This is a genomic window from Clostridium sp. HGF2 (assembly GCF_964240115.1).
Taxonomy (GTDB): domain Bacteria; phylum Bacillota_I; class Bacilli_A; order Erysipelotrichales; family Erysipelotrichaceae; genus Clostridium_AQ; species Clostridium_AQ innocuum.
This window is the reverse complement of record NZ_CAXSSO010000005.1, coordinates 140,777-167,641: the sequence shown is the minus strand read 5'-3', so window position 1 is coordinate 167,641 and position 26,865 is coordinate 140,777. Positions and strand designations below refer to the sequence as shown.

General features: G+C 41.8%; 22 protein-coding genes. 19 read left to right on the top strand and 3 right to left on the bottom strand.

The genetic code is table 11. The features are described 5' to 3' along the window. The first annotated feature begins 1 nt into the window (after window position 1). From ACESPQ_RS10535 to ACESPQ_RS10445, 19 genes are all read left to right on the top strand, one after another. Window positions 2-1,576, top strand: coding sequence for a PTS transporter subunit EIIC (locus ACESPQ_RS10535; RefSeq protein ID WP_002606639.1), 1,575 nt, complete (start codon window positions 2-4; stop codon window positions 1,574-1,576). Continuing rightward, window positions 1,573-2,748 (top strand): MalY/PatB family protein, encoded by a 1,176-nt coding sequence (locus ACESPQ_RS10530; protein ID WP_002606638.1) that lies wholly within the window; start codon window positions 1,573-1,575, stop codon window positions 2,746-2,748. Before ACESPQ_RS10535 ends, ACESPQ_RS10530 begins: the two co-directional genes overlap by 4 nt. Beyond that, complete coding sequence (locus ACESPQ_RS10525) at window positions 2,745-3,338, top strand: KpsF/GutQ family sugar-phosphate isomerase (RefSeq protein ID WP_002606637.1); 594 nt, start codon at window positions 2,745-2,747, stop codon at window positions 3,336-3,338. The genes ACESPQ_RS10530 and ACESPQ_RS10525 overlap by 4 nt, the downstream gene beginning before the upstream one ends. A gap of 397 nt (window positions 3,339-3,735) precedes the next feature. Next, a complete protein-coding gene (locus ACESPQ_RS10520) occupies window positions 3,736-4,050 on the top strand; it encodes an FtsB family cell division protein (RefSeq protein ID WP_002606636.1) in 315 nt (104 codons plus the stop codon). Window positions 4,051-4,095: 45 nt separating this feature from the next. Next, a complete protein-coding gene (locus tag ACESPQ_RS10515) occupies window positions 4,096-4,743 on the top strand; it encodes an HAD family hydrolase (protein ID WP_002606635.1) in 648 nt (215 codons plus the stop codon). Window positions 4,744-4,983: 240 nt separating this feature from the next. Then, window positions 4,984-5,295: a PTS lactose/cellobiose transporter subunit IIA gene (locus ACESPQ_RS10510; protein WP_002606633.1), complete on the top strand. Its 312-nt coding sequence runs from the start codon at window positions 4,984-4,986 to the stop codon at window positions 5,293-5,295. Window positions 5,296-5,301: 6 nt separating this feature from the next. Further along, the gene (locus ACESPQ_RS10505) at window positions 5,302-5,604 is read left to right on the top strand and encodes a PTS sugar transporter subunit IIB (protein ID WP_002606632.1); all 303 of its coding nucleotides are present in this window, start codon (window positions 5,302-5,304) and stop codon (window positions 5,602-5,604) included. A 2-nt stretch (window positions 5,605-5,606) separates the two neighbouring features. Then, on the top strand, window positions 5,607-6,902 hold the full coding sequence (locus tag ACESPQ_RS10500; protein WP_054343696.1) for a PTS sugar transporter subunit IIC: 1,296 nt from the start codon (window positions 5,607-5,609) through the stop codon (window positions 6,900-6,902). A gap of 2 nt (window positions 6,903-6,904) precedes the next feature. After that, window positions 6,905-10,066 carry an adenine deaminase C-terminal domain-containing protein gene (locus ACESPQ_RS10495; protein WP_257379177.1) on the top strand — a complete coding sequence of 1,054 codons (3,162 nt, stop codon included), beginning with the start codon at window positions 6,905-6,907 and terminating at the stop codon, window positions 10,064-10,066. 20 nt (window positions 10,067-10,086) lie between these two features. Next, entirely contained in the window at window positions 10,087-11,928 is a 1,842-nt protein-coding gene (locus tag ACESPQ_RS10490) for a PTS sugar transporter subunit IIA (RefSeq protein WP_257334091.1), read from the top strand. Between the two features lie 13 nt (window positions 11,929-11,941). Then, window positions 11,942-13,387 (top strand): glycoside hydrolase family 1 protein, encoded by a 1,446-nt coding sequence (locus ACESPQ_RS10485; RefSeq protein ID WP_257334517.1) that lies wholly within the window; start codon window positions 11,942-11,944, stop codon window positions 13,385-13,387. Window positions 13,388-14,102: 715 nt separating this feature from the next. Next, a complete protein-coding gene (locus tag ACESPQ_RS10480; protein WP_002606627.1) occupies window positions 14,103-14,468 on the top strand; it encodes a GNAT family N-acetyltransferase in 366 nt (121 codons plus the stop codon). A gap of 94 nt (window positions 14,469-14,562) precedes the next feature. Next, window positions 14,563-15,516 (top strand): class I mannose-6-phosphate isomerase, encoded by a 954-nt coding sequence (locus tag ACESPQ_RS10475; protein ID WP_002606626.1) that lies wholly within the window; start codon window positions 14,563-14,565, stop codon window positions 15,514-15,516. Window positions 15,517-16,195: 679 nt separating this feature from the next. After that, entirely contained in the window at window positions 16,196-18,112 is a 1,917-nt protein-coding gene (locus tag ACESPQ_RS10470) for a PRD domain-containing protein (RefSeq protein WP_257379178.1), read from the top strand. A gap of 161 nt (window positions 18,113-18,273) precedes the next feature. Further along, the gene (locus ACESPQ_RS10465) at window positions 18,274-18,600 is read left to right on the top strand and encodes a hypothetical protein (RefSeq protein WP_002606624.1); all 327 of its coding nucleotides are present in this window, start codon (window positions 18,274-18,276) and stop codon (window positions 18,598-18,600) included. Between the two features lie 51 nt (window positions 18,601-18,651). Beyond that, a complete protein-coding gene (locus ACESPQ_RS10460) occupies window positions 18,652-19,932 on the top strand; it encodes a PTS transporter subunit IIC (protein WP_002606623.1) in 1,281 nt (426 codons plus the stop codon). 91 nt (window positions 19,933-20,023) lie between these two features. Beyond that, window positions 20,024-21,784, top strand: a complete 1,761-nt coding sequence (locus tag ACESPQ_RS10455) for a class I mannose-6-phosphate isomerase (protein ID WP_373144337.1) — start codon at window positions 20,024-20,026, stop codon at window positions 21,782-21,784. Between the two features lie 8 nt (window positions 21,785-21,792). After that, window positions 21,793-22,950 (top strand): hypothetical protein, encoded by a 1,158-nt coding sequence (locus ACESPQ_RS10450; protein WP_257270836.1) that lies wholly within the window; start codon window positions 21,793-21,795, stop codon window positions 22,948-22,950. Between the two features lie 13 nt (window positions 22,951-22,963). After that, entirely contained in the window at window positions 22,964-23,416 is a 453-nt protein-coding gene (locus ACESPQ_RS10445; RefSeq protein ID WP_002606620.1) for a PTS sugar transporter subunit IIA, read from the top strand. A 475-nt stretch (window positions 23,417-23,891) separates the two neighbouring features. On the opposite strand, the gene ACESPQ_RS10440 is transcribed toward ACESPQ_RS10445, so the two are convergent. Genes ACESPQ_RS10440 through ACESPQ_RS10430 form a run of 3 tightly spaced genes read right to left on the bottom strand, consistent with a single transcriptional unit; the run spans window position 23,892 to window position 26,851 of the window. Then, window positions 23,892-24,914, bottom strand: coding sequence for a zinc-dependent alcohol dehydrogenase family protein (locus tag ACESPQ_RS10440; RefSeq protein ID WP_257270837.1), 1,023 nt, complete (start codon window positions 24,912-24,914; stop codon window positions 23,892-23,894). A gap of 1 nt (window position 24,915) precedes the next feature. Next, the gene (locus tag ACESPQ_RS10435) at window positions 24,916-25,785 is read right to left on the bottom strand and encodes a class II fructose-bisphosphate aldolase (RefSeq protein WP_257270838.1); all 870 of its coding nucleotides are present in this window, start codon (window positions 25,783-25,785) and stop codon (window positions 24,916-24,918) included. A 10-nt stretch (window positions 25,786-25,795) separates the two neighbouring features. Next, the gene (locus ACESPQ_RS10430) at window positions 25,796-26,851 is read right to left on the bottom strand and encodes a zinc-dependent alcohol dehydrogenase (RefSeq protein ID WP_002606617.1); all 1,056 of its coding nucleotides are present in this window, start codon (window positions 26,849-26,851) and stop codon (window positions 25,796-25,798) included. Window positions 26,852-26,865 lie beyond the last annotated feature (14 nt).

Sequence of the window (26,865 nt, the reverse complement as noted above, 5' to 3'; positions counted from 1 at the left end):
TATGGAAAATAAGAAAAAAAGTCTTTGGCAGTTCTTTCAAATGCTGGGAAAAACCTTTATGTTTCCAATTGCTTTACTGAGTGTGTGCGGTATGCTGCTGGGAATCGGATCGGCATTCACAAATTCAAGTCTGATAGAGGCGGTTCCATTGCTAGGTAATCCTGTGCTGCAGAAAATTTTCAGCTTTATGACAACAATGGGCTTGTTTGCCTTTAATAATCTGGGGGTATTGTTTGCGATGGCGATTCCTTTAGGACTACTCAAGGAGGAAAAAGAGTTTGGTGCATTTACCGGTCTTGTTAGTTTTATGGCTATGCATATCGGTACAAACTTCTATCTGATAATTACGGATCAACTGGCTGCTGCAGATAAAATGACAGAAGCAGGGCAGGGGATGATTCTGGGAATTCAGACGTATAATACAAGCGTTCTTGGCGGTATTATTGCTGGACTTATGGTATTCTGGCTATATCCGAAAATATCAAAGGTAAAAATACCGGAGGCGCTAGGTTTTTACAGCGGGCCACGTCTGGCACCGATTGCCATGTTGGTGATCATGGGAATTTTCGGCATGGTAGCGGTACCTTTATTCTGGCAACCGTTTTACAATTTCTTTAAGATGATTGGGGAATGGATATCCACCTCCGGACCGATTGGTTATTTCTCCTATGCGGTAGCTGAACGTGTAACAATTCCGTTTGGTTTGAATCATCTGGTAACGAGTACCTTCCGCTTTACACCAATTGGCGGAACTGCTATTATCAATGGTCAGGAATATATGGGAACGGTTAATATGTTTCTTGCTTATGTAGCTAATAATATGGATATTCCATTAGATTTGGCAGGCAAAATGGAACAAGGCAAGCTGATGATTCAATACGGACTGTGTGGTGCGGCGTTGGCAATGTATCGCTGCGCAAAGCCGCAGAATAGAAAGAAAATCAAAGGTCTGCTGATAACCGGTGCTTTAACTGTCGTGATTGGCGGTATCTCAGAGCCTATTGAATTCTTATTCCTGTTCGCGTGTCCTCCGCTATTTTTTGTTCATACTGTATTAAATGGTATTGCCAATATGGTTCTGCCGTATCTTGGCGTGCTCATGGGTTATACCGGTGATTTGATTCAGTTTATAACATTTGGTGTCTTGCGTGGAACCAGAACTGGCTGGCCGATTGCTATTGCGTTTGCGGCATTCTATTTTGCACTGTATTACTTTATATTCAAATGGTCTATCCAGCGATTCGATATCAAAACACCCGGGAGAGAAGAGGTTATGGCTATCAGTGAAGAGGATACAAAGGATATGGATGACTTTGCGGCACTTTCATCCTATAAAGGTATTCAGATGCTGAAAGCACTGGGTGGAAAGGACAATATTGTTTCCATTGATAACTGTGTTACAAGACTGCGTCTGGAATTAAACGATGTTAATCTGATTGATGAAGATGCAATTAAGAATGCAGGCGGTATTGCTGTTGTGCATTTGGATGAGCATACAATTCAGGTGATTGTGGGTACACAGGTTTATGCTTTACGTAAGCAAATAAACAAAGCGATGGAGATGCAGCAGGCATGAGCGGCTCAGAATTTGATACGGTCATAGATCGAAGAGGAACCTTTTGTACACAATGGGATTATATCGAAGATCGTTTCGGAACAGACAATCTTCTCCCGTTCACCATATCGGATATGGATATTGCATGTCCAAAGAGCCTTGTATATACGTTGAAAAAGCGGATTGAGCATCCGATATACGGCTACAGCCGCTGGAAAAATGAGGACTATCTATCCGCAATTGTTCACTGGTATGCGAGCCGCTATGACTGTATGATTAGCAAGGACTGGATTTGTTACAGTCCCAGCGTTATGTATTCCATAGCAAAGCTGCTACAGCTATGCAGTGAGCCTCGGGACGGTGTTTTAGTATTCACACCGGCCTATGATTCCTTCTATAAGGTTATTGAAAATAATCAGCGCAGACTGATCAGCAGTGAACTGCTGGAGAATGCAGGGTATTATCAAATTGATTTTGAGGATGTGGAAGAAAAATGCAAGGAAGCACGCATTCTATTGCTTTGCAACCCGCATAATCCTGTAGGCAGAGTATGGAAAAAACAGGAACTGCAAAAGCTTTTACAGCTTTGCGAGAAATATGATATTACAGTAATCAGCGATGATATTCATATGGATATCACGTATAAGGAAAAAGGGATTCCTGTACTGAAGCTTGCTTCTGACTGTCGTTGTTTCATTTGTTCCTCTCCATCCAAGACATTCAATATACCTTCCCTGCAAGGTTCCTATGTGATACTTCCGGATTTCAAAATTTATGAGGCATTTGAAACAATGACGAGGTATACGGAGTTTGTTAATTCCCCAGCTATACTGGGGGTGCTTTCTACCATAGAAGCATATCGACACTGTGCGGAATGGGTAGATGATTTATGCTCTTATTTATATGATAATCTTAAGTACACAGAGAGCTATATACAGAAGCATATGCCGAAGCTGAAATTTCAGATACCCGAAGGCTGCTATTTCGCATGGATTGATTTTCATGAACTTGGTATTTCGGATGCTCAAATGCAGCAGTTTCTCATTCATGAAGGGAAAGTCGCTATCATGTCCGGGACTGTCTACGGAGCTAAACAGCATCTTCGATTTCATGTAGGTTGTTCGAGAAGCAAGGTAGAGGATGGTCTGTGTCGTTTGAAAAAGACATATGACGCTATTGAGAGGTTAAAATGAAAAAATATCTTATAGAAGCAATAGAAAAGGAAAAAACAGCACTGGATGCATTATCAGCTATGTCTCTGCAGGAATGTGAAAGAGTAATGGACGCAATAGAGGAATGTAAGGGAAAGGTGGTATTCTGCGGTGTTGGAAAATCAGCACATATAGGGGCAAAACTTGCCGCAACATTTGCTTCGCTTGGTATACCTTCATTCTTTGTTCATGCTACAGAGAGTGTTCATGGGGATCTTGGAATGATAGAGGAAAAGGATATCGTAATTCTCATATCTAACAGTGGAACTACACAGGAGGTCATACAGGTTTTAACGCCGCTGCACAGCATAGGCTGTATGACAGTGGCCTGCTGTGCGAATAGGGATTCTATACTGGCAAAAGCATGTGACCTTACTCTGATTTATCCAAAGGTGACGGAGGCAGATGCATACAATCTTGCACCAACTTCATCCACAACTCTGGTTTTGGTACTTGGTGATGCAATTGCCTGTGCCATTTCCAAAAAACGCGGATTCAATCCATCGGATTTTCATAAATTTCATCCCGGCGGAAGTCTTGGAAAACGGCTTGATGACAAATCTTGCATATAAACTATACATATGGATTTACATCAGGATACCCTGATAAGCAATGGTAAATCAAGACGAGCAGCATCGGAAAAAGAGCTGTCGAAAAAAAGGAAAGATGAAGGACCAGGAGTATGTAAAACGTTATGAAAGGGGTAAATTTCTTGTTAAAAATAAGGGTGAACAAATAGATAAGCTTTCCGCATGAAAGGGGTAAATTTCTGCTCATCTAAAGCTTATGCAAAAAATCATGCTGAATAAGGTATGAAAGCCATCTGCTGCAGATAGTATATCTCAAAATGCAGTCTTTATGAAACTTTATATAAAACTATTTAAACCCAGATTATAAAGCAGGAAAAAAGCCTTGTCAAAATTCTGTTCTCTGCTTATAATATGGTTACAGCGAATAAGGAGGATGTGCATGGCAAAGGATAAAAAGAAAAAAAGAAATAAGCTTAAGACGTTTTTGAGTCTTGCTGCCATCTTCATTGCATGCTTCCTGATTTATGCCGCAAGCTCCGATTTGATGATGACAATGAAGCTGAAGGATGAAATCACTTCTTCTGAAGAGATGATTAACTCTCTGGAAAATCAAAAGGATGATCTTTCCAAGGAAAAGCAGAATCTGGAAAATCCTGAATATGTGAAGCGGTTTGCCAGAGGTAAGTACATGGTCAGCAAGCCTGGAGAACAGGTGTTTAAGCTGCCGGCTAAAAATAATGACGATGATGATTAAGTCCCTATAGACAGCTATAGGGCTTTTTGATGTGGAGGAAAAGCTATGAGACACTGGAAAGCGATAATTTTTGATATGGATGGTACACTCTTTGATACAGAAACTATTTCCATGAAGGCATGGAAAAGGGTGGGAGAAACCCTTCAGCTTCCTACAAGCGATGAATTTATTTTATCTCTAATTGGAAGAACAAGAAAGGATCAGCAGGTTGTATTTGATTCCTATATGCCAAAGGACTGGCCGCAGGAAGAAGCATGTAGTCTTCATACACAGTTCAAAAAAGAAGAGAAGCTGAAAAATGGTGTACCACTCATGGGGGATGTAAAGGGACTTCTGGATACCGTGAAGGCAAAAGGCTATACGATTGCAATGGCAACCAGTGCTTCAGCGGAGGATGTGGAATTTAATTTGAACAATGCGGATATTCAGCATTATTTTGAAGCTATCATCAGTGATGAAATGATTACACACGGAAAACCGGCTCCTGATGTATATCTAAAGACTGCACAGCAGCTGAATCTTTCACCGCAGGAATGCCTTGTAGTGGAGGACAGCCTAAACGGTGTTCGGGCAGCGTTTGGTGCAGGTACCACAGTGGTTATGATTCCGGATAAAGTACAGCCTACTAAGGAAATAAAGGCAATGTGCAATTATATACTGAAAAGTCTTGACGATTTGAAAGAAATCGTATAAATATAAAGATGTACAGAGAAACGCAATAAAAACGAATACGGACAGGGAAGAAGCAGCGGCAGCCGATATACAGGGGCGGGCTGCTTTTTTGTTTCTTTCTGTGTATTGATTATCAGCATGCAGTCGCAGCCTTCTATGCATAATTATACATAGTTTTACATTATTTCCTCTTGCAGCTGAAGTAAAAGAAAACAAAGAAATTCCGGCGGTGCTATACTGAACATGAAAGGAGGCATAGCAATGGAAGAATTGGAAATTTCCCTGATGCAGATCATTTCCTATAGCGGGGAAGCAAGATCGCTGTGCTTTGAAGCATTGCAAAGCTATCGTGATGGTGATAAAGAAGCTGGCAGAAAGCAGTACAAGGATGCCGAGGAAAATCTCTATACAGCAAAGCGGGCACACAGCAGGATTCTGAAGCAATCTGCAAATGGGGAATTCGATCAGATCAGTCTGTTAATGGTTCATGCGGAGGATCAGATGATGGCGAGTGAAATCATTTATCAGATGACAAGAGAGTTATTTCACTGTATGAGTGAAACGAAAGGATGATACTTCATGTTAAAGATTATTCTGGTTTGTAACAATGGCATGTCCACAGCAATGATGGCAAAAAAAATGAATGAGAAATCCGATGGTTACTGTTATGTTGAGGCATACGGTGATGGCGATTTCATGAACTACCTGGAGGGGTGTGATCTGATTCTGGTTGGACCGCAAATACGTCATGAAATCCCGCGAATCAAAAAGTTTGTTGATGCGTCGGTTCCGGTTGTAAGCATGAATCCGTCACATTACGGATTGATGAATGCAAAGGGTGTAATTGATGATGTTAAAAAAATTATGAAAGAGAGAAAATAAAAATGGAAAGTATGAAGGACAGAATAGAGGCGAAAGTACTTGAATTTTCTGGTAAGCTAAGCACACAGATACATTTGCTTGCATTGCGTAATACGTTTATGACAATCCTTCCAATCATGGTGTTCGGCGGCTTGTCAGCTGTTATTTCCGCAGCACCTGTCACAAAAGAGACAACGAACGGTTTTCTGCTCGCATGGGCTGGCTTTGTGGCAGATTACAGCTATGTGTTCTCATGGATTTCAGTTTTAAGTCTTGGTTTTATCACACTGTATGTTGCACTTGGTATTACACATTATCTGTGTAAGAATTATAAAATTGAGGAATTGATTCCAAACTTTATCACTGTATTCGGAGTATTCATGCTGGCAGTGAGAATTGAAAAACTGCAGTATGGGCTATCTCTTTCCGATTTGAACTTTCTGGATGGAAAAGGTCTTCTGGTAGGAATCTTTGTTTCCATTGTGACGGTTGAAATTTACAGATTTCTTAAATCAAAAAACTTTGGGCGCATCAAACTGCCGGATAGTGTTCCTGCATCCCTATCCGAAACCTTTGCCTCCTTATCCATCGCAATCCTGATCATGTCGTTGTATATGGTAATGTTTATCATCTTCCATAACATGGATACCACCTTTGCCATGTGGCTCAGCTCTGTTATTGCGCCGCAAATCAAAGCGACTGACAGCTTGTGGTTTATTCTCCTTATGACCTTTATTATCAATGCAGCATGGTTCTTTGGAATCCATAATGCAACCTTCTGGGGACTGATGGGACCGATTATGATGATGAATATATCAGAGAATGCTGCACAGCTTGCGGCAGGAATAGCGCCTACAGCAATATTGACCGAAGCCTTCTGGGTATATTTCATATGCATAGGAGGTGTCGGTTCCTGTCTCTCGCTTGCTATTATCCTGTGTTTCTCCAAATCGAAGCTTTTAAAAGTCGTCGGTAAGGTGGGAATCATACCGGCATTCTTTGGAATATCTGAGCCAATTACATTTGGTCTTCCGATTATGCTGAATCCTATCTTCTTCATACCGTGTTCGCTGGTATCTGTTGTTAATGCGGTTTTAGCATTCCTTTGTCTGAATACAGGATTGATTGGAAAAACCTATGCGATGCTTTCTTTCAATATGCCAAGTATCTTCGGCGCCTATTTCTCTACCGGGGATTTCAAGGCTGTCATTCTTGTAGCTGTTCTGATTGTCATAGATATGCTGTTATATTTCCCGTTTATGAAAATGTATGAAAAGCAGCAGCTGCTGATTGAACAGCAGGACGAAATGCAGGAATAATCATGCTTGCGTTTCAACCAAAGAATACAAAACGGCTTATTGCAGCGGCTTTGGGAAATGTAGAGAATGATCTGGCTATTGAGGGGTGCCGCATCTTCAACGTATTTACAAAAGAATTCCTGGAAGCAACTGTCTACATCTGCGACGGTTTTATATCCCATGTGGAATATAACAAAAAGAATTTGGCACTGCCTTCAAAGCAGCGATTACAGCTGAACGGAATTTTGTGCCCGGGTTTCATTGATGCACATACACATATTGAAAGCTCGCTCCTTGTACCGGAACATTATGCTGCTATGGTTCTGCCGCACGGGACAACGACTGTACTGGAGGATGCCCATGAAATAGCAAATGTAATGGGAGTGGAAGGTATTCAGTATATGCTTGCTGCTTCACAGGATCTCCCTATGCGTATGCTGCTGACACTTCCATCCTGTGTTCCAAGCCTTCCGGGGTTTGAATCTTCTAATGCTGAACTGTTCGCAAAGGATTATACAGCACTCTTTCAGCATCCGCGTGTAGCCGGACTGGGTGAGGTGATGGATTATGAGGGAGTTTTGCAGGGAGAACAGCGTATACATGATTTGCTGCTTGCTGCTAAAAAGCATGCAGGCTATCTGCAGGGACATGCACCTCTTATGGAGGGGAACCGTCTCAGTGCGTATGTAAATGCAGGACCGCAATCCGATCATGAGGTGAAAACGAAACAGGAGGCTCTTGATAAATACAGAAAGGGTATGTGGATCGATATCAGAGAGGCTAACACACAGGGGCGTATGAAAGAGATTCTGGATGTCTGCAAAGAATTTAATGATTACAGCCGCATATGCTTCTGTACGGATGACCGACGCTGTAATGTCACCGGAAAATACGGACATCTGGATCATGTGGTAAGAAAAGCCGTATCTCTTGGAATGCCTGTGGAGGAAGCCCTGTTATCAACGAGCTACCGTGTGGCACAGGAAAGCGGATGTAAGCATCTCGGTGCGATTGCTCCGGGATATGCAGCCGATCTGGTGCTGTTGAATAATGTGGAGGATCTGCAGGTGCATGCAGTATTCTTTGAAGGGAAGCTTGTCAGCAAGAAGGAACAGCTGACATCGCCAATTGTTTTATCCTCTTATACCCGCGAGTTGAACAGCAGAAATACTATCCAAATGCAGGTCCTGAAGCAGGAGGATTTCCTTATCAAAGCAAAGGGTCCGTATGCACAGCTGAATATCCTAAGCTTTGCATCTGAATATATAGCTACATCCCATCTGAAAACACGTATATGCCCGATACAGGATGGAAGGGTTTTGCTTCAAAAGGATAAAAAACAAATGTATGCCGCAGTATTCAACCGCTATGGACGCGCACAAAGGAAGGTTTGTATCGTCGAGAATTTCGGTATTGATCATGGTGCTGTTGCCAGTAGTATCTCTCATGACAGTCATAATGTATGTGTGGTTTATGATACACCTGAAAACGGGTATCTGGCCGTACAGGAGGTTATGAATATGCATGGAGGCTTCTGTGCAGTTTCACAGGGAAATATTCTTGCATCTCTGGCTCTTTCTGTTGCCGGACTGATGAGCACGGAATGCATGGAAACAGTATCACAAAACGTTGATCTAATGGCGGAGGCCTTTCATAAGCTGGGGAACAGCTATTTGGAAAATCCGGTATCCAGAATCACAATATTGAATTTGCTTGTATGTCCGTACGTGAAGCTTTCTGACCACGGACTTGTTATGACAGAAGAGAAAAAAATAATACCAGTCGTGAAAAAGGAGGGAATCACCATGGATCAGCGTTATGAAAACGTAGTTTTAGATAAAATTCCGTTTCCGAAGGAGGAGACAGGAGAACCGGTATTGCTCAGTGATGAAACCATGCAGGAAAGACGGCAAAAGATTCTTCACCGAATGCAGGAGAAAAAACTGGACTGTATTGCCGTATATGCAGACGTGGAGCACGGTGGCAATTTTGAATACCTTACCGGTTTTATACCGCGTTTTGAAGAAGCCTTACTGATTCTTCATAAAAATGAAGATGCATATCTTCTACTGGGGAATGAGGTCCTTTCATTATCCAAGCATGCAAGAATACCTGCAAAGGGTCTGCATATGTCTTATTTCTCACTGCCTGACCAGCCACTTCAGGAGGAAGAGGATCTAAAAAGTGTGTTAGCTAAGGCAGGCGTTAAGAACGGTATGCATCTCGGTGTGGTTGGATGGAAAGGCTTCTACCGTTTACAGAAAGAGCTGTTTGACATACCCTATTACATTCTTGAAGCATTGAAAGCTTGTGAAGTGAAGATAAGCAATGCAACGGATATATTCATCTCTCCAAAGGATGGTGCAAGAACGGTCAATAATGCAAATGAAATTGCACATTATGAGTATGGACAAATCCTTGCAGCAAGAGGTCTTCAGCGGGCGATGCTTGCTCTGGAGCCGGGAAAAACAGAAGCTGAAATCGGAGGATTGCTGGAATCCGAAGGTCAGATACACAATGTTGTGACCATCTGTTCCAGCGGGACACGCTTTGAAAAAGCCAATCTGTATCCTATGAACAAGCCGATACAGACAGGAGAGAGAATATCACTAACCGTCGGGTACAAGGGCGGTCTTGCCAGCAGAGCAGCATTTGCCGCTTATGAAAGAGAAGACCTTGATTCCGCAGTAAGAGATTATGAAGAGAAAATCGCAAAACCATATTTCTCAGCTGTTTGCACATGGCTTGAGCATCTCCATATCGGTATGGAGGGGAAAGAGGTATATGCGTTGGTTGATGATATTCTGCCGAAGGATATTTTCCACTGGAAGTTGAATCCCGGACACCTCACTGCGGATGAGGAATGGCTAAGCAGCCCGATTTACGAAGGTTCAAGGCTGAAGCTGAAAAGCGGTATGCTTTTGCAGATTGATATCATTCCATCTGTAGAAGGATATCCGGGCTGCTGCTGTGAAAACGGCGTTGTTCTTGCGGATGCGGTATTGAAAGAGGAAATCAAAAAGCAGTATCCAAACAGCTGGGAGCGCATGTTGAAAAGAAGAACATATATACAGGATGTTCTCGGTATTCAGTTGCATGAGGATATCCTGCCGTTATCCAGTATGGTTGCCTATTATACACCATATCTGATGAATCACGATTACGCATTTACCTGGAAACGATAACATGGAAAGGGAGAGATATCATGGAGATCAGTCTGTCGAAACGACAAATGAAGATGGTTGATATACTACTGAAGGAATCCGAATATTGTACTGCAGCGACACTTGCCAATCTTTTAAAGGTCAGTGAGAAAACAATACACGGAGAAATAGCAGAAATCAATAGGAAATCAAAAGCCTGCATGATATCTTCTCTGAAAGGAAAAGGGTATGTAGTGCGTGATAAGGATGCCTGGATCAGGCAGAAGTATATTGTTGGTGATGAGGGGAGAAGAGATATAAAAATACTGAAGGAAATTCTATTCAATGAGCATGTGGATTACTATGAGCTTGCGGATAGATTTTATATCAGCCCCTCTACACTGAATAAGGATATACGGATATTGAATGAACGCATACAGAAGGAATTTCGGACACTGAGGATTACAAGAAAACAAAATCATCTCTTTCTGAATTGTGATGATATAGAAAAACGAAGGGTTTTGACTTATTTTCTATTGGAGGAAAGTGAGGATCAGCGCTTTGATGTTGGAATATTGGATCGTTATTTTGAAAATGTGGATGTCTATAGGCTTTCTGAGATACTGATGGAATTTATCCACAGGCAGCAGCTTGCTGTTTCTGATTTTAATCTGTTTTCCATCCTGCTGCATATGCTGATGTATATCAGTAACACCTCTTATATAAGCATGGAAGAGGAGCGTGCTTCGATATGTGATCAGGACTGTAGGCCGTTACTTGAAGCGATAAGGGAAAGAATGCGTATTCAATTCACTGCAGAGGGTACACAGCAGATTTGTGCATTGTTCAAAAAACGAAATGCAGGACAGGATGATGTGAGAGTTATGCAGTTTCTGCATGAAGTATTGAGGGAAATTTATGATATTTACAGTATCAATTTTACTGAAAATCAGGATCTTATGGATAATCTGGCATTGCATCTTCAAAATTTGAGAAACCGCTGTAAGCATGGTATGCTGATAAAAAATCCATTATTGTCAGAGCTGAAGCAGAGCTTTGTTCTTATATATGATATCGCAGCATATATAGCGATACGCTTTCAGGAACAAACAGGCTATGTTCTGGATGAAAACGAAATCAGCTTTATCGCCTTGCATATTATGAACGGTATCAAAAGTATAAAGACCTCCATTGTCCGTATTGCATTGATCAATCCGTATGGAAATTCTGTAACACATATCATACAGCAGAGATTACAGGCTTTAACAGATGTCGAGATGATCGGCTGCTTCTCCATGTTTGATTTTAAAACGCTTTATACCGAGAAGCCGGATATTATTGTGACAATGGTCTCAACCAGTGAGCAAATGGGAGTACCTGTCTTTCAGCTTGATAATTATCTTCAGGATGAAGAATATGAGAAAATTGAGCGTATTGTAAAGAGTGTCCGCGTTAAAAAGTCTTATGAAAATATCATGATCCATAATTATTTCATGGAGGATCTGTTTTGTATTCCCTCACAGCTTACTACCAAGGACGAGGTGATTACCTATCTTTGCAGCTTACTCGAGGAACAGGGGTATGTGGACGCCGATTTTCAGGAACAGATTTATGAAAGAGAAGCAATTGCACCTACCTGCTTTGGTGCAAGATATGCAATTCCGCATACAACGAAAAAAACAGCAAAGAAAAACGGCATCGCTGTCGCACTGCTGAGGAAGCCCGTTATATGGGATGGCTTTGAAGTGAACATTGTACTGATGTTTGCTTTGCACAAGAGCTTTGATCAGGTTCCAAAGCTGTATGATCTGATACTGAATGTATTTGATGATCCTGTTCGATTTGCACAGGTATTGGAATGTGACAGCTATGCAGCATTTATGAAGAAAATACATATTACATGAGAGGAGAGATATAATGAAAAAAGATAAACAATTTCCGGAAGGGTTTTTATGGGGTGGCGCAACCAGTGCCTATCAGTTTGAGGGGGCATGGAATGAGGATGGCAAGGGTGTAAACATTGTGGATATTCTTCCACATGGCAGCAGAGAGGCGGTACCAAAAGATCATAAGATTCTGCCGGATGTATTTTATCCTTCCCATGGCGGTATTGATTTCTATCACACCTATAAGGAGGATATCAGACTGTTTAAGGAGATGGGTATGAAGTGCTTCCGCATGTCGATTGCATGGACAAGAATTTATCCAACCGGAGTGGAGGAGGAGCCCAATGAAAAGGGTCTGCAGTTTTATGACAATGTGATTGATGAGCTTCTGAAAAACGGTATCGAGCCGCTGATTACCATTTCACATGACGAATTTCCACTGCATCTGGTAGAGGCATATGGCGGATGGAGAAATCGTATTCTGATTGATCTTTATGTAAAGTATGCGAAAACACTGTTTGAACGCTATAAAGGAAAAGTAAAATACTGGATCACGTTTAATGAAATCAATTTCTGCAGTGTTATTCCATGGTATGCGGCAGGTCTTGAATTTGAAGAAGGGGAGCATAAGGAACAGATCATGTTTCAGGCAGCACATCATCAGATGGTTGCAAGCGCACTGACAGTAAAGCTGGCACGCAGCATCGATCCGGAAATGAAAATCGGTTGTATGATCAATGCGATTCCAAGCTATGCCAATACATGCAAACCAGAAGATGTTATGGAAAGCATTAAAGCGAACCATGAGATTTTCCTTTATACCGATGTATGTGTACGTGGAGCGTACCCATCCTATGCAAATCGTTTCTTTGAAGAAAAGGGAGTTAAAATAGTTATGGAGGACGGTGATGCTGCAGTACTTGCACAGGGATGCGTTGATTTCTGCTCCTTCAGCTACTATTATTCAAGAGTGACTCCGTTAAATCCGGAAAAGGTCAGTGATCTGACAGAGGATGAGCGCATGCTGGGAGTTCTCCGTAACCCTTATCTGAAAGCCAGCGACTGGGGCTGGGTGATTGATCCGGTTGGCCTGCGTATTATTCTGAATCAGCTTTATGAGCGCTATCAGATTCCACTGATGATTGTAGAAAACGGTCTTGGTGCGCATGATGAGCTGGTTGATGGAAAGATACATGATGAATACCGTATAGAATACTTTAAAAATCATTTGATTCAGGTGCGAGAAGCAATCAAAGACGGTGTGGATGTTATGGGTTACACATCCTGGGGCTGTATTGATATTACAGCCGCCAGCACCGGTCAGATGAGCAAGCGCTATGGCTTTATTTATGTGGATATCAATGATGATGGAAGCGGCAGCAAAAAACGCTATAAAAAAGATTCCTTTGCATGGTATAAGCGTGTAATGGAATCCAATGGGGAAGAGGGACTGGAAAATGACTCTCAGTCTATTTAATCCATTTAAGCTGCCGATCTTATGAAAGGATATAGCATTGGAAAAAACATGACTTTTCGTAAAGTCATGTTTTTGTGTGTTACACGATAGTTTACAAAGAAGAATAATGCTTTTACAGTATGTAAAATCCAATATATATGAGTGATATAGCAGAGCAATATAATGCTGAATCTATCCATTATGTTGTGTGCATGCAGGCACACACAAAAACGACCAGCCCTTTTCAGTAGTTCTTACTTTATTATAATATTTGCAGTTAGACGATTACCTTATCTATCATAAACAATAGAAGATATCTGCGAAAGGACAGGTTATTTTCATTTTACTTACAGACAACGTTCGATCAGCTGTTATACCTTTAACAAAACCAAGGCTGTCTCGATAAGCTCTTGAATAGGCCAAAATCTTTTAATGCTTTTCAAATAAGAAAAAAATTATCATAATCACTGATAAAAACATTTAGTCTCTCCCATATATAAAATGACGTTATTATCTTTTATGGAATTTCTAATATGGAAAAAGGCTGCTTGTAAAATAAAAAATATAATTTCATATGTTTGAATGAACGATAAGAATTTATTTACTGGATATACTTCCATAAAATGTAAAAAAACAGCAGCCAGACAAATAATAATTTCATTGAACGTGTCATATCGGATAAATTTCCTCTATTTTGAATTTGTATATGTTACTATATTGAAAAGGAGCTGAAGCTATGACATTGACTTTAAAAGAAAAATGGCACCGTTATATTTGTGAGGAAGAGTATATAGGATATGAATTTTATCTCGATGATCTTTTGTGTGGCGATGGGTACGTATATATCGGCACAAAGGAAATCAACCGATTCGGTAATCTGGGTTATCATATTCTGGAGGAATATCAACATCGCGGATATGCAACGACTGCCTGTCATAAGCTGATAGCCATATTGCAATCTAAGCATCTGAACAAAATATATATCATGGTTGACAAGGATAATGTATATTCAAACAAACTATGTAAAAGGATCGGCGGTATGCTTGTTTCCGAGATAAAAGACGGATGTTCTCATAAATATAAATATCAACTCGAGCTATGATTCTATGTAAGGAATATGTCGGAATATTGTTCCCTTTCTTTGGATTCTATCAGGAGGTGAAGCTGTTAAAATAAAATAGAAGGAGGTGTAAAATATGATGGAACATATTTTACTGCTGAAGCTTCCGCCTATCTCCATGGAAGCAATCTGGGGAGATGGTACATTGACCAGAAGATATCATTTGGAAATGGCGGATGGGTATGATATTGATCGGTGTCCGTTTGGCGGAGGCTTCTCTGAAGAGTGCACGATACAAAATGGTGAGTATAAAGGACGAAGCTTAAAATGGCTTTATAAACATCATCCTGATTACTTCGGTTCTGCCGATCAGCGGAAATGGAAGGATATGATGGCGATTTCTATGGGAGCGTGCTGGGCATCGGAGGATTTAAGCGTACAGGTTCATCCGAGAGAGGACTGGGCTATGGAGCATCTGCATGCTCATGGAAAATCTGAATGCTGGTACTTTCCGGAAACTGTTGAAAATAACACGGTTGTATTCGGAAGCAGAGCGAAAACGATGGAAGAATTTGACGAGTATATCAGAAGGGGAGCCTGGGAGGAGCTAATGGTTAGACATCCTGTTAAGCCTGGCTCATTTTATGCTATCAATGCAGGAACACTTCATGCCGTGCAAAAGGGAAGCTATTTTATAGAAATATGCAATCCGAGTCCTGTTACCTATCGGTTTTATGACTACGATCGGCTGGATAGCAATGGAAAGCCGCGTAAGCTGGATATGGAGAAAGCAAAAGAAAATCTTTTGGTACCGGATCAACCAGTTGTATACAATGAGGTTATCAGCGAATATGGCAGTGTAACAGAACGGTTTATGGCCGATAACGGTAATTACTCTGCATGGCTGTATAAGGTAAAGGGTACCGGCTGTATCCCTTTAAAAAAACCTTTTGCCGGATGCTTTGTGATTTATGGGAAGGGAACCATAAATGACATTGAGGTGAGAGAGGGACAAAGCTTCATGCTGACAAACGCTTGTAAAGAATTTGTATTACAGGGGGATATGGAAATCATTTGTTGTCATGGCTAGGAATATCGGAAAGCGAAAAACTACGGAATTTGATAAAGCAGATGTAAAGATATTTATATATTATGACTTTATAACAAGGAAAACATATGAAATTGATGGAAAATATCGCATAAAGCTCAGCTTCTTTCTGTTGCGATTTATTATTACATTTGCCGTATTCCTTGTATTGTATACCTGTCTGGATATCACAGCTGTCCTTTCTGTTATGGTAGCAGCCGGTTTCTATATTACGTATGATATTTCTTTTCGGATCCTCTTCTTAAAGAAGATGCCGGTTTCAAGCTGGACTCCGAAAAAAAATAATTTTATGAAGCTTATCTATGACTCTTCCTGTATTCAGTCTATCAAATGTGTAATACTCTCTGTCCTATTGTTGATTCTGCTTTATTTATATCTGGACAGAGTGACTGGTGTATCTGTATTCCTCATATATATCAGCATAAGTTTGATATTTTGTTTTATAGCAGTTCATATATGGGCGATAGCTTTAAAAACTTATCGGAAATATATAAATAAAAAAAGATAGGATGTCATACGGTTTTAGGTTCTTACTCATTTGTGGGTACAAACTGAAATAGGGAATTCATAACTAATGTGTTCATCAATAGAAATTGAATTCTCTTTTTCATAAACACTATGCAAAATAGAAACATCTATTTTATGTTCAGGGAGGTTTATCATGGATAGGAGCAAAGCATATGAGATATTAAAATCACTGAATGAAAAAGAATATGTGACAGCAAGGGATATTTCTGAAAGCTGTGAAATAAGTATAAAGACAATTCGTAATCGTATTACCGATATCAATAAAATGCTTGTATATCAGAAGGTCGGATGTATTGAATCACGACCGCATTACGGATATAAATTACGTGTACATAACAATGTGAAATTCAAGGAATTCTTAGAAAATTTTACGGAAGCTAAGCAGGCAGTTCCGGAAAATCCACAGGAGCGTGCATTTGGGGTGTTAAGTATCCTGCTGAATCAAAGGGACTGTATTGTGATGGAAGCAATCGCAGCAAGGCTGTATATCTCGCGGACTTCTATCAGTAATACGATGCATGAAATCGAAGGTATGCTGGAGGAGTATAATCTGACATTGATGAGGAAATCCCACAATGGAATCATGATTGCGGGAAAGGAGCAGGATAAAAGAAGCCTTATGAATTCCCTGATTGAAAAGGATGTCTACTTTTATGAGTCGCAAAATCCGATTACAATCAAGGTGATTCAGGATATGTTAAAAAAGATAATTCAGAGAAATACCGAAATTACAATTTACTCCGCAGCCTTCGATAAGCTGGTTGTTTCTGTATTCGTATTTACACAGCGGATTCTCTCCGGTTTCTATATAGATACGGATTATGACCGTGAGGAAGTGGATCATATTGATGATAATACACTTGTAGTGACGGATCAGATTTTAAAGGCTCTGGAAGCTATGGGAATCATGATAGCAGAAGAAAAATACAGTGCGGAGTTTTCTTTTCTTGCCATTTTATTTCAGAGTCAGCAAACGATGATTACGAAAAATCAGTTTTTCGGAACGATGATTATACCGGTTCACATACAGGAAAAGGTCAGTACCATGCTGGAAGGCATCTATAAAGAATTCGGCGTAGATCTCAGAAGCAATCTGGAGCTTCGTATGTCACTTTACACACATTTGATTCCCTTCGATATACGAATGAAATACAATATCCCGATTACAAATCCACAAAAATTGGATATAAAGGAAAAGTATCCGTTAAGCTATGCGATGGCATCGTATGCTTTTGCTGCCATACAGGATCAGTACGCCAAATTGATCACCGAGGATGAAATCGCCTATATCACCCCGTTCATCGAGCTTTTTACCGGAGAAGAAGAGAAGTTTAAACAAAAGAAACGCATCCTCATTATTTGCTCTGCAGGAAGGGCAAGCTCACAGCTGCTCGCATTTAAGTTTATGAGAGAATTCGAGCCTTTTATCAGTAGCATAGAAATGAGAAATATGCACAATTTCACTCAGGAAAATCTGGATTCTTATGATTTTATATTTTCAACCATCCCAATTGATGTGAAAGGAAAGCATATATATTATATCAATCCTTATCTTACCAAGAATGACCTGTATAAGGTAAAGGATATCCTAATCCATAACGATTATGATTCCTCCCTTCTGGAGTTTTATAAGAAGGAGCTGTTTTTTAATTGTGTGGAAGGAAAGACAAGGCAGGAGGTAATTCATAACATTTGTTGCCGTATGCAGAAGCATTATGATAAACCAATCGGTATGCTTGAGGAAAAAATATTGGAGAGGGAAAATCTATATCCGACAGATTATGGGAATTTCATTGCATTTCCACATCCGATGGAAGCATGTACAGAGGAAACCTTTATTTCCGTATCCGTATTGAAGGATGCCGTGAAGTGGAGCGAAAAAAGAGTGCGCATCGTATTTGTGATTTCCTATGGAAAAGGCTATGTGGAGGAAGAGAAAATAAAAAATCTGAATACACGGACATTTCGTTTATTTTCCAATAGAGAGGCAGTAAAAAGGATTTTAGAGAATCCTGTTTATGAAACAGTAATAGAACAGCTTATCGGTTAGGAATATGCCACAATGTTAGGGCAAAAGTTAAGGCGGCAGATCATCACGTAGAATGTAAAATGAAATTATAAGATCAGGACGGCTACTGCTTCAACAGCCGAAGAATCTTATGTTTTGGATATTTTGTTGCGGATGATTGCAGAGAAAGGAGCTGGCGAACAGTGAAAAAGCAATACTTTATCTTCGTATGCTGCGGAGCGGGGAAATTAACATCTTATATGGCAGCAGAGGGATTGAAATCGGGATTAAAGGAACGGGGATGGGATGTGAAAAAACAAATTAAAATAGAGCATGGGCTTATAAATGATGTACCTCGTTATAGCGATAAAATTGATATTCTGGTATCTTCAACGAATTATACAAGGAAGCATGCGTTTCCGGTTGTAAATGGAATCGCATTCGTTATGCAGAATGAAGAGGATGAAATCAAATGCATTGATGAGGTGGAAGCATACCTGAAGGAAATCATCGAAAAAGAAAACAGCTGATATACATCATAAAACAAAATACCAAAACCTAGAAATCGAGAGGAGAAGTTTATGGAAATATTCACAACGATTGTTACGTTTATCACATCACTTCCGACGGCTGCGTTTACAGGAATTGTTATGGGCCTTATGTGTGTGGTATTTCGGGGAGGTATGAAAAATGCAGTAAGAGCATGCTGCTGCTTTATGGTGGGTATTGCAGGAATCACGTTATTGATCAATTATTGTGTTACGGAAATGCAGGGTGTCGCTGAAGGAATTGCCTCAACATTGGGAATCACGCTGAATGTTATTGATGGCGGATATGGAGCTATCCCTTATTACGGTTATGTAGAGCTGCTGTTCCCTGCCTTGGCCTGCATCATTGTTCTGGATATTATTATGATCGGACTCGGATGGACAAAGGTTCTATGGGTGGATATTCATAATACATGGCACGGTTTGTTCGTCGGACTGATAGCTTATGCTATCACGGATGATTATGTTCTGTCACTGATTATAACGGTTATCGTTTTGATCATCCTGTTGAAGCTGGCCGACTTTGTTGCTCCGCGTTTTCAGGAGTTCAACAATACACCGGGCGTCTGCTGTATTGCTTCTTCCGCAACTATGGCCGGACTGTTTACCTGTATCGTCATGAAGGTAATTGATAAAATACCCGGTTTGAATTCGATTAAGTTCTCTGCCGAGGATATTCAGGACCGGTTTGGTATTTTCGGTGAACAGATCGTGCTTGGGGCAATCATTGGTCTTGTACTGGGCTTGTGCGCCGGCTTTGATATTACAGGAATATTGGAATGCTCTGTAACTCTGGCAGCCACACTAGCTTTATTTCCTAAAATGGCGGCATTTGTATGTGAGGGTATTGTACCGGTAACGACCTGTATCATGACATGGATGAAAAAGAAGTTCAAAGGCAGAAGGGATTTATATATTGCAGTAGATCCAGCGACCCTTCTTGGAGATCCTTCCGTTATGGCAACCTTTGTGATTGAGGTTCCGATTATGATCGTTCTGTGTCTGCTTCTTCCGGGAGTAGGATTCATCCCGATTGCATCACTGGCAGCCCTGCCTTATATCGTGGGAGGAGTTGCACCTTATGCCAGGGGAAATATGGTTCATTGTGTCATTTGTACTACACTGTATCTTGTTTTAATCAGTTATATAGCTACATGGATGGCGCCGGCGATCACTATGGGAATTGAAAAGTCAGGACTTATGGCTGATACGGTAGGCAACGGAGCTTTACTGACATGCTGGGATGAGGGTGGTTCTATTCTTGCAGGCTTTGTCCGTATGCTTCTTCAGCTGTTTGGAATCGCACAAATTTAAGACTGGGATCAAGAATCCTCCTTCACCCGTGAGCTTTGTAAGGAGGTTATGGAGGAGGATTTTATAGACTTGAGGAAAAGAGGAAAATGATATGTATAACGATACAAGAGAGCCAAACTTTAATCAACATCCTTATATTGAAGCAAATCAGTTTGATTGTTTCAGCAGCTATGATGAAATAGGATACGAGATAAAACAAAAGTTGAATCAGATGGAGCAGCAGAAGAAGATTATCGTGATAGACTGTTATCATGGCGTGAATCAGAGTGCCCTATTGGATAATCTCATCACCGATCTGCAGCCGGATGAAATAATTCATACCGAGGATGCTTTATTATCCGCAGCAGAGCTGTTCACAAAATTTGAAAAATTCATTGTTCCGCAGGATCGTTCGTATGGAGCATTTGCTGTCGGTACTGCAGAAGAATATTTTTCAAAAGAAAAACTGGAGGATTTGAAAAACAGAATCAGAAAACAGGACGGATTGATTATTATCTATGGTGTTGCTGCAGGAATCGTATGCGAACATCCGGATGTATTACTGTATGCTAATTTCACATTTGAAGCAGTTATGACACGGTTTGCGGCAGGAGGGGATAACTGGGGAGCAGAGAATGCGGATGAAGAGTTTTTGAAAAAGCAGAAGCGCTATATATTCTTGGATCACACGATTCTTGCCCCGCATAAAACGGCCTGCTTGCAGAAAGCCGATTACGTTTTGAATTTAGATGATGCAGATCACCCCGTCATGCTGCGTAATAGTGATGTAAAAACGCTGATAAAACACGCTTCATCCCGACCGTTTCAGCTGGTGCCGCAATTTACCAAAGCCATATGGGGAGGCAAATGGGCACAGAAGGTTCTCGGTGTGTGTAAGGATTGGCCCAATGTCGGCTGGGTGCTGACCGGTCATATGAGTATGCAGAAGGTTACCTATAAATTAAAAAACGGTATCTTCTCTATTGATGCTCAGGATATGCTGTATTATGAACCAAAACGTATTCTCGGTGCGAGTATCTATTATAAATGGGGATATCGCTGTCCTTTGACCATCAATTATCTGGATACATGGGAAGGCGGTAATCTGTCATTGCAGGTACATCCGACTGCTTCCTATGGTATTCCTGTTTTCAATGCTCGAGCAGGACATCATGAGAGTTATTATATAATGGACACAACGGAGCGTTCTGCGGTTTACCTCGGATTAAAGGAAGGTACGAAGGTGGCAGATATGGTCAGCGATTTGAAGAAAGCTGAAGAAAGCGGAGAATTCGATGCTGCGAAATATGTGAATCGTATCCCTGTAAAGAAACATCAGCATGTTTTTATTCCGAGTGGAACTGTTCATAGCTCCGCAGAAGGCACCTGCGTATTGGAAATCGATCAGTATACATATGCAACCTTTAAATTATTCGACTGGGGAAGAGTGGACTATGACGGACGTCCGCGTCCGGTGAATATTGATCACGGACAGCATTGTATTCAGGAAGATTTTCAAGGTGAATTCGTATATGATCATCTCATAGCAAAGCAGCCGCAGATTGCACATGGAGATGGCTGGGAGTGTGATGATACATCTCCGATTGATTATGAGCCGATGGATATCAAGCGGTACTGGTTTACGAAGGCTCTGCATCTGGAGTGTGAGGATGCAATTCAGATTCTGATCCTGGTGGAAGGAGAAGAAGCTTTGATTGAAAGTTTGGACGGCACCTTTGAACCGTTTGTCATCCATTATGCGGAAGCAACCTTTATCCCTGCGGCAGTAGGCCAATTCATACTTCGGCCATATGGAGCATCATTGCATGATAAGCTGGCGGTAATAAAGGTATCTTATCCGCATATGGCATAGGAGGCATTATGAAAAAAGTACTTCATTTTGGAGTCGGTGCTCTGGGAAGGGGACTGACGATATACAGTTTGGTTCATAGTGGCTGCGAGGTTTATATTGCAGATACGAATGAAGCCTTGATGGATGCGATAAAGAAAAATAATAATACGTATAGACTGCATTGTGTTGATGCAGAAGCGAATGATCAGCATCAGGAAATCACTGTCCACAGGGTTTTATCCATGAATAACGAAATGGACGAGATAAAGAGATTGCTTCGTGAAGAAATCGACACTGTGACAACCTCTGTCATACAGGAAAATTTAATTCATGTAGCCGAGATAATTGCGGATGTCTGGAATACAGCAGATGCGGATAACAATATGATTTTACTATGTGAGAATATTGCATCGGCCTCTGCATATTTTCAAGGTCTGTTAATGAAATGTGCGCATAGCAAGGAACAACGTGATAATCTGATGAAAATCCGAATACCGGATACGATGGTTGATCGGGGATGCGGAAAAAATCCAAAAGATATTCTGGAGGTTGTAACTACGGAATTTAAGGAAATCGCAGTTGATAAGAGGGTGGTAGAGGATACCGGTATCGAATTTATTCCGGCAGTCGATCATATAGATTCTATTTTTGCCCGCAAGAGATTCCTGTTAAATACATTGTCCGATGCCATCGCATTTACAGGAATTCTGTATCAATGCAGAAGCTTTGAAGAAGCTACGTTGAATTCTGATGTACGGGATGCTGTTCTCCCGTATATGGATCTTGTCAGACGAAGTCTGGTAGTCGGATATGGTTTATCGGAAGGTTATGTTCGGAAATGGTCGGACATATATGAAAAAAGACTGGGTTTAAACCGACCTGTCTGTAAACAGTTTCCACATAATGAGCTGGCCGAGCAAAGCCGTGACCTATCAAATATAGCGAGAAATATGCTGCGCAAGCTGGAATTAAATGAGCGCTTTGTGAAACCGATCATTCTGTTATGGAAAAGCGATCCTGCTGCGAATTTGGATATAGGTATTGCCTTTATCGCTAAGATAGCCCAGTATGAAAAAGAAATGAGAAAGATTTCAAAAGAGGAATTATTGCAAAAGCTGCATGAAATGTGGTATAAGGATGAAGCAGGGATATATGTATATCAGAAGGTTTCAAAGCTGATTATATGAAGGGAAGACGGGTATGGTAGACAACATTTATGTAATAGAAGGAAATCCTGTTTCATGGAAAGAGGCTATTCAGATGACGGCTGATGAGTTATATAAGAACGGGTGTGTGGAAGCTGACTTTTATCAGAATTGTATTAAAAGGGAGCAAATGTATCCTACCGGATTAGCAACTCTGGTGCCGGTGGCAATACCCCATGCGGAGTCCTGCTGCAGCATACATAAGAATGGTATTTGTTTATTAAGATTGGCAACACCGGTATCCTTTCATCGAATGGATAATACACAGGAAGAGCTTCCGGTAGATTTTGTTTTGAATTTGGCGGTGATGGACGGTGCTGTTCAGCTTCGTGCTTTGCAAAATACGATAAATCTGTTTCAGGATAAAGAATTTCAGTCGGATATCAGAAAACTAAAGCTGCAGCAATTAAAAAAAGTGTTTGTAGATAAATGGAAACCGGAGAGCTGATGAAAGCATACTGTATCGTAAAAAGGCAATAGCTTACTGCTTGGCTTCGTTCCCGGATATCTTTCATGAAATCGAAGCATAACTGATGAAAGCTGAAGCGCATGCTATATATCGCACATGTCTGAAAAAGTATAGGATTCAGCTGAGGAAAGCTACTCACGCTGCACAATTTCATGCTGCAGGAACGGGCTATGCAAGCATTATGGATTTCACTATGCGGTTATTAACAATGAGAAAGCGGTTCCTGTGATAATTCAGTAAGGGTTCGTTTACCGGAATAAGCCGCAGAGGTGTCAGAAAAGTGTATCACAGCTTAACCGGATAATTTTTACAGAGTATAGCCCTTCGACTAATGGAGAATAGCATAGAAAAAAACATGGCCCCTTTAAGAAGCCATGTTTTTATGCGTTAGATTACAATGGAAATTCTCAGCTGTCACCTCAAAAAGATAGAAACATTGCTAAACGAGGTCTTGTCAGCGTTCTTCCATATCCCCGCCGATTTTTACAATGACCTTTCCCTTGCGGAACCACTCCTGTGTCCGCAGCTCCTCCACAACATCCTCTAGCGGCATAATTCGGCTTATGATGGCATCACAGTCTATGGCTTTTGCGGACAACAGATTGATTGCACGCTGAGTTGTATGCGGATTGACAAAGCTTGTTTTAATGGTAAGCTCCTTTTGGAACGCACTGTACTGATCAAAAACAGCCGGATGCTGTGGATCACCTAAACCAAACAGCACGACAGTTGCACATTTTCCTGCATATCGGAAGGCATCTTCGATGGTTGCTTTTAATCCCACACATTCCATGACCCTGCTTATATGAAGCTGTTCCTGCTGCAGGATACCGATAACATCATCATCGGGTGATAAAAACATGGTTGCGCCAAGCTTTACCGCCAGCTCTTTTTTTTCACGTTGTGGCTCTACTACAACGATATGGGCAGCTCCTGCAAGACGGCACAGCTGTACCATCATAGAGCCGATTGCTCCCATGCCGAGAATGAGTACATGATCTCCCAGATGTACATCCAGCAGATCCATGCCGTGCAGACAGCAGGACAGGGGTTCCACAAGAGCCGCATGCTGAAGTGACAGGGAATCGGGAATGCGATAGACATTTTCCTGCGGAGGGCAGATATACTGTGCGAAGCCCTTTACGACACCGCGGCTGTTCTCACACATATGCGTCAGGCCTTTCTTACAGCTGACACAATGTCCGCAGCTCCAGTTGGGATCGACACACACACGAGCGCCTCGCTGAAGCTCTGTTACGGCTTTTCCGGTATCCACAACGATACCGCTTGCCTCATGCCCCAGTACAACAGGAGGAATTACCGGGCGTGAGCCTCCCTTGCCATCGTATTTATGTAAATCCGTACCACACAGGCCACAATAGGAAACCGCAATTTTCACGCCTGTATCGGATAACGGCGGCTCTTTAAAATCAGTAATTCGTACATCGTAACGCCCATAGTAAACAGCTGCTTTCATATCAGTTCCCCCTGCGGTGCGCAAAGATGCGGAGTGCTTCCTCCACATTACTGCGCATTGCCGCTATTGCCGTATTTGCTATATCATGGAAGTAAACAATATCAGAAGCAGATGCATATGCTCTCGCTGCTTCCCCTCCGCTTTTCGCCATATAGGTATAGTAGTTGACCTTGCGTACACCGTTTTCAATCACGATATCATAATCTGCCTCGCTGACACCGCTGCCGCCATGCATAACAATGGGGACACCGATTGCCGCATCCAGCTCCTTTACCAGATCATAGTCCAGACAGGGCTTCGTCGTGTATAGTCCGTGCACGGTGCCAAATGCACATGCCAGGCAGTCAACACCGGTCTTTTCTACAAAATCCTGTGCAATCAGAGGATCGGTAAACATCCTTCGATCCACCTTGCGGTTTTCTGTTATTTTCCGATCGTTGAGGGTAATCCCAGCCATCTGACCGATTTCCGCCTCCACACTGGCTCCGTATTCCTGCGCCATACTGACAGCCATCCTTGTATATGCGATATTTTCTCCATAGGGCAGCGAGGAACCGTCGAACATGATTGAGGTAAATCCCATGTCCAGTGCTTTTTTCAGAATATGAAGATCTACACCATGGTCGAGATGTACGGCAACCGGAATCGTTGCCTGATCAGCCATCATGACCATAATAGGGCCGATGATATTCAGACTAATAATTTGTTCCTCCTCATGAACCTGTGCAAATTGCAGAATCACAGGTTCTTTTCTGCTTTCAGCTGCCTGCAATACAGCCTGCAGCGTTTCCAGACCGGTGATGTTAAAGGCTCCAATCGCCTTATTCTCTGCATTTGCGACACAGAGCAGTTCTTTTGTAGTAACCAGCATTTTTTCCTCCTTATGACTGTTCGTCGAATGTGATAATATTACGAAACGTGTTTCCCTGGCAGGATGACTCCAGCGCCTGCTGTGCGTTTTCCACAGCAAAGACATTGCTGATAAAGGGCTTTACATCCAGAATACCTTCTGAAATCATGACTGCAGCACGCATAAAGTCGCGGTCGTTGGAATTTGCAGTTCCCAGAATCTGAATACTGCCCTTATGAATCCAGTGGGCATCCAGCTGTACGGGTTTGTTTGGGTAGATACCGCTGTAAATCATCAGCTTGCCGGTATTGCCGACATAACGGCAGGCCTCTTCCACAACAGCTGCGGCAGGTGTTGTGTCGAATACCACCTGTGCTTTTCTGCTGTGTGTCAGCTCCAGAATGCGTTTCTCCGCATGCTCCCTGTGTGGATTGATCGTATACTGCGCCCCCATGGTTTTCGCAAGCTTTAGACGTTCCTCGTCCATATCGGTAACAATTACAAGACATCCCTTTTTCACGCACAGCTGGACATGCAGAAGTCCCATGATACCGGCTCCGATGATAACGCAGGTATCTCCGAACTGCGGATCGACAGTTTCTACACTGTGAAGAACACAGGAAACCGGTTCACAGATGCAGGCCTCCTGCGGTGTTATATGTTCGTAGGGAAATATGCTGTAGGGTACCGCCATCATATATTCACTGAACCCGCCGGTACCGGGGTAGGGCTGTCCGCTGAGTATCTGATCGGTATTGAAGTTCAAACAGCTCTGCTCCTCATGCTGTTTACAGTAATAGCAGGAACGGCAGGGAAGTGTGACACCGACAATCACCCGCTGTCCGATGCTCCAGTCACCGCGAACCGCCTTTCCCACCGCGGCAATTCTTCCTGCTGCTTCATGCCCGCCGATCAGCGGATACTTTGCAGGAATTCTCCCTGTAAACACCCTTTGCTCCCATGTACAGATACCGCAGGCTTCAATTCTGACCAGTATTTTATCATCCTCCACCTCCGGAATCGGAAAGTGCTGAAGCTCCACTGTTCTCTGCTTTGTAAATACGGCACACCGCATTTCTTTTTCCATAGACTACCTCCTCA